The 5,170-nt window shown below is 52.5% G+C and carries 2 tRNA genes, 2 rRNA genes and 1 pseudogene; 1 reads left to right on the forward strand and 4 read right to left on the reverse strand.

What is annotated here, in order from left to right:
- The 4 genes from MST27_RS21975 to MST27_RS21990 all read right to left on the reverse strand — a co-directional run.
- Positions 1–2,755, reverse strand: a 23S ribosomal RNA gene (locus MST27_RS21975); the annotation flags it as partial.
- Between the two features lie 248 nt (positions 2,756–3,003).
- Positions 3,004–3,079: transfer RNA gene (locus MST27_RS21980), tRNA-Ala, on the reverse strand.
- A gap of 30 nt (positions 3,080–3,109) precedes the next feature.
- A tRNA-Ile gene (locus MST27_RS21985) sits at positions 3,110–3,186 on the reverse strand.
- Positions 3,187–3,277: 91 nt separating this feature from the next.
- Positions 3,278–4,814 (reverse strand): 16S ribosomal RNA (locus MST27_RS21990).
- A 157-nt stretch (positions 4,815–4,971) separates the two neighbouring features.
- Here MST27_RS21990 and MST27_RS21995 point away from each other — a divergent pair.
- Positions 4,972–5,170, forward strand: a pseudogene (locus MST27_RS21995) (hypothetical protein); the annotation flags it as partial.

Here is a 5,170-nt window from a genome sequence, read left to right on the forward strand (position 1 = left end):
AGTTTCCCGCTTAGATGCTTTCAGCGGTTATCTCTTCCGAACATAGCTACCCGGCAATGCCACTGGCGTGACAACCGGAACACCAGAGGTTCGTCCACTCCGGTCCTCTCGTACTAGGAGCAGCCCCTCTCAAATCTCAAACGTCCACGGCAGATAGGGACCGAACTGTCTCACGACGTTCTAAACCCAGCTCGCGTACCACTTTAAATGGCGAACAGCCATACCCTTGGGACCGGCTTCAGCCCCAGGATGTGATGAGCCGACATCGAGGTGCCAAACACCGCCGTCGATATGAACTCTTGGGCGGTATCAGCCTGTTATCCCCGGAGTACCTTTTATCCGTTGAGCGATGGCCCTTCCATACAGAACCACCGGATCACTAAGACCTACTTTCGTACCTGCTCGACGTGTCTGTCTCGCAGTCAAGCGCGCTTTTGCCTTTATACTCTGCGACCGATTTCCGACCGGTCTGAGCGCACCTTCGTACTCCTCCGTTACTCTTTAGGAGGAGACCGCCCCAGTCAAACTACCCACCATACACTGTCCTCGATCCGGATAACGGACCAGAGTTAGAACCTCAAAGTTGCCAGGGTGGTATTTCAAGGATGGCTCCACGCGAACTGGCGTCCACGCTTCAAAGCCTCCCACCTATCCTACACAAGCAAATTCAAAGTCCAGTGCAAAGCTATAGTAAAGGTTCACGGGGTCTTTCCGTCTAGCCGCGGATACACTGCATCTTCACAGCGATTTCAATTTCACTGAGTCTCGGGTGGAGACAGCGCCGCCATCGTTACGCCATTCGTGCAGGTCGGAACTTACCCGACAAGGAATTTCGCTACCTTAGGACCGTTATAGTTACGGCCGCCGTTTACCGGGGCTTCGATCAAGAGCTTCGCTTGCGCTAACCCCATCAATTAACCTTCCGGCACCGGGCAGGCGTCACACCCTATACGTCCACTTTCGTGTTTGCAGAGTGCTGTGTTTTTAATAAACAGTCGCAGCGGCCTGGTATCTTCGACCGGCATGGGCTTACGGAGCAAGTCCTTCACCCTCACCGGCGCACCTTCTCCCGAAGTTACGGTGCCATTTTGCCTAGTTCCTTCACCCGAGTTCTCTCAAGCGCCTTGGTATTCTCTACCCAACCACCTGTGTCGGTTTGGGGTACGGTTCCTAGTTACCTGAAGCTTAGAGGCTTTTCCTGGAAGCATGGCATCAACCACTTCTCCTTCTAAAAGAAGGATCGTCATCAGTTCTCGGCATTAAGATCCCGGATTTACCTAAGACCTCTGCCTACCACCTTAAACTTGGACAACCAACGCCAAGCTGGCCTAGCCTTCTCCGTCCCCCCATCGCAGTAACTAGAAGTACGGGAATATTAACCCGTTTCCCATCGACTACGCTCTTCAGCCTCGCCTTAGGGACCGACTCACCCTGCGTCGATTAACGTTGCGCAGGAACCCTTGGTCTTTCGGCGTGCGAGTTTTTCACTCGCATTGTCGTTACTCATGTCAGCATTCGCACTTCTGATACCTCCAGCAAGCTTCTCAACTCACCTTCACAGGCTTACAGAACGCTCCTCTACCGCTCATCTTGCGATGAACCCGTAGCTTCGGTACCTGGTTTGAGCCCCGTTACATCTTCCGCGCAGGCCGACTCGACTAGTGAGCTATTACGCTTTCTTTAAAGGATGGCTGCTTCTAAGCCAACCTCCTAGCTGTCTAAGCCTTCCCACATCGTTTCCCACTTAACCAGGATTTTGGGACCTTAGCTGACGGTCTGGGTTGTTTCCCTTTTCACGACGGACGTTAGCACCCGCCGTGTGTCTCCCGTGCTGACACTTGCTGGTATTCGGAGTTTGCATCGGTTTGGTAAGTCGGGATGACCCCCTAGCCGAAACAGTGCTCTACCCCCAGCAGTGATACACGAGGCGCTACCTAAATAGCTTTCGAGGAGAACCAGCTATCTCCGAGCTTGATTAGCCTTTCACTCCGATCCACAGGTCATCCGCTAACTTTTCAACGGTAGTCGGTTCGGTCCTCCAGTCAGTGTTACCTAACCTTCAACCTGCCCATGGATAGATCGCCCGGTTTCGGGTCTATTCCCAGCGACTAGACGCCCTATTAAGACTCGCTTTCGCTACGCCTCCCCTATTCGGTTAAGCTCGCCACTGAAAATAAGTCGCTGACCCATTATACAAAAGGTACGCAGTCACCCAACAAAGTGGGCTCCCACTGCTTGTACGCATACGGTTTCAGGTTCTATTTCACTCCCCTCTCCGGGGTTCTTTTCGCCTTTCCCTCACGGTACTGGTTCACTATCGGTCAGTCAGTAGTATTTAGCCTTGGAGGATGGTCCCCCCATATTCAGACAAAGTTTCTCGTGCTCCGTCCTACTCGATTTCATTGACAAGAGACTTTCGCGTACGGGGCTATCACCCACTATGGCCGCCCTTTCCAGAGCGTTCCGCTAATCTCAAATCAACTTAAGGGCTAGTCCCCGTTCGCTCGCCACTACTAAGGGAATCTCGGTTGATTTCTTTTCCTCAGGGTACTTAGATGTTTCAGTTCCCCTGGTTCGCCTCACACACCTATGTATTCAGTGTGTGATAACCATCTTATGATGGCTGGGTTCCCCCATTCAGACATCTCCGGATCACAGTCTGTTTGCCGACTCCCCGAAGCTTTTCGCAGGCTACCACGTCTTTCATCGCCTCTGACTGCCAAGGCATCCACCGTATGCGCTTCTTCACTTGACCATATAACCCCAAGCAATCTGGTTACTGTCTCTAACGTGAAGACGACATTCGCCGAAAATCCGCATTCGCTCTTTCGAGCAACTCGCAAATTTTGCCTTGACTTGAACAATCACCAGTGAAAATGATCGCTCAAATCTACTTCTATCACATGCCCAAATTTTTAAAGAACGGTTCCGGCGCAAAGACCAGAAATCAATACACTCCACCGGAACGTATTCATTTCTGTGCTTTCAGCGATTGTCGAGGAATGGTGGAGCCAAGCGGGATCGAACCGCTGACCTCCTGCGTGCAAAGCAGGCGCTCTCCCAGCTGAGCTATGGCCCCATCTACAGATCGGCCACATCCCATGACAATTGGTGGGTCTGGGCAGATTCGAACTGCCGACCTCACCCTTATCAGGGGTGCGCTCTAACCAACTGAGCTACAGACCCAATCGTCTCTCTCGGGTCGAAACCCAATCGCTTTTCGCTAGTGAATCAAGCAATTCGTGTGGGTACTCATGAGGCCGCTGTGATCGTCGATTAAGGAGGTGATCCAGCCGCAGGTTCCCCTACGGCTACCTTGTTACGACTTCACCCCAGTCATGAATCACTCCGTGGTAACCGTCCCCCCGAAGGTTAGACTAGCTACTTCTGGAGCAACCCACTCCCATGGTGTGACGGGCGGTGTGTACAAGGCCCGGGAACGTATTCACCGTGACATTCTGATTCACGATTACTAGCGATTCCGACTTCACGCAGTCGAGTTGCAGACTGCGATCCGGACTACGATCGGTTTTATGGGATTAGCTCCACCTCGCGGCTTGGCAACCCTTTGTACCGACCATTGTAGCACGTGTGTAGCCCAGGCCGTAAGGGCCATGATGACTTGACGTCATCCCCACCTTCCTCCGGTTTGTCACCGGCAGTCTCCTTAGAGTGCCCACCTTAACGTGCTGGTAACTAAGGACAAGGGTTGCGCTCGTTACGGGACTTAACCCAACATCTCACGACACGAGCTGACGACAGCCATGCAGCACCTGTGTCAGAGTTCCCGAAGGCACCTATCCATCTCTGGAAAGTTCTCTGCATGTCAAGGCCTGGTAAGGTTCTTCGCGTTGCTTCGAATTAAACCACATGCTCCACCGCTTGTGCGGGCCCCCGTCAATTCATTTGAGTTTTAACCTTGCGGCCGTACTCCCCAGGCGGTCGACTTAATGCGTTAGCTGCGCCACTAAGATCTCAAGGATCCCAACGGCTAGTCGACATCGTTTACGGCGTGGACTACCAGGGTATCTAATCCTGTTTGCTCCCCACGCTTTCGCACCTCAGTGTCAGTATTAGCCCAGGTGGTCGCCTTCGCCACTGGTGTTCCTTCCTATATCTACGCATTTCACCGCTACACAGGAAATTCCACCACCCTCTGCCATACTCTAGCTTGCCAGTTTTGGATGCAGTTCCCAGGTTGAGCCCGGGGCTTTCACATCCAACTTAACAAACCACCTACGCGCGCTTTACGCCCAGTAATTCCGATTAACGCTTGCACCCTTCGTATTACCGCGGCTGCTGGCACGAAGTTAGCCGGTGCTTATTCTGTCGGTAACGTCAAAATTGCAGGGTATTAACCTACAACCCTTCCTCCCAACTTAAAGTGCTTTACAATCCGAAGACCTTCTTCACACACGCGGCATGGCTGGATCAGGCTTTCGCCCATTGTCCAATATTCCCCACTGCTGCCTCCCGTAGGAGTCTGGACCGTGTCTCAGTTCCAGTGTGACTGATCATCCTCTCAGACCAGTTACGGATCGTCGCCTTGGTGAGCCATTACCTCACCAACTAGCTAATCCGACCTAGGCTCATCTGATAGCGCAAGGCCCGAAGGTCCCCTGCTTTCTCCCGTAGGACGTATGCGGTATTAGCGTTCCTTTCGAAACGTTGTCCCCCACTACCAGGCAGATTCCTAGGCATTACTCACCCGTCCGCCGCTGAATCGTGGAGCAAGCTCCACTCATCCGCTCGACTTGCATGTGTTAGGCCTGCCGCCAGCGTTCAATCTGAGCCATGATCAAACTCTTCAGTTCAATACTGCTTGGGTTTTGAGAAAACCCTAAACTTGGCTCAGCAATCGCAAATCTCTTCCCTAAAAGAAGAGCACTCAATGATTTCTCGTTGAGCGTTTGTGATGCTGATAATCTTGCTGATCACCAGTCTGACTCCACAAGCACCCACACGAATTGCTTGATTCAGTTGTTAAAGAGCGTTTCGATCAAGCCTTTCGTCTCAACCGAGGCCGCGCATTCTACAGCAGCCTTGTTTCTCGTCAAGCCGTTTTTGAAGAATTTTTCTTTCCTCTCAACCGCTTGCGCTTCCGATCAGCACGAGGCCTCTCATCAGCGGGAGGCGAATCATACAGCGTCCAAAACCGCTGTCAACCACC

It is taken from the genome of Stutzerimonas marianensis (genome assembly GCF_022810315.1).
In the GTDB taxonomy this organism is placed as follows: Bacteria; Pseudomonadota; Gammaproteobacteria; order Pseudomonadales; family Pseudomonadaceae; genus Stutzerimonas; species Stutzerimonas marianensis.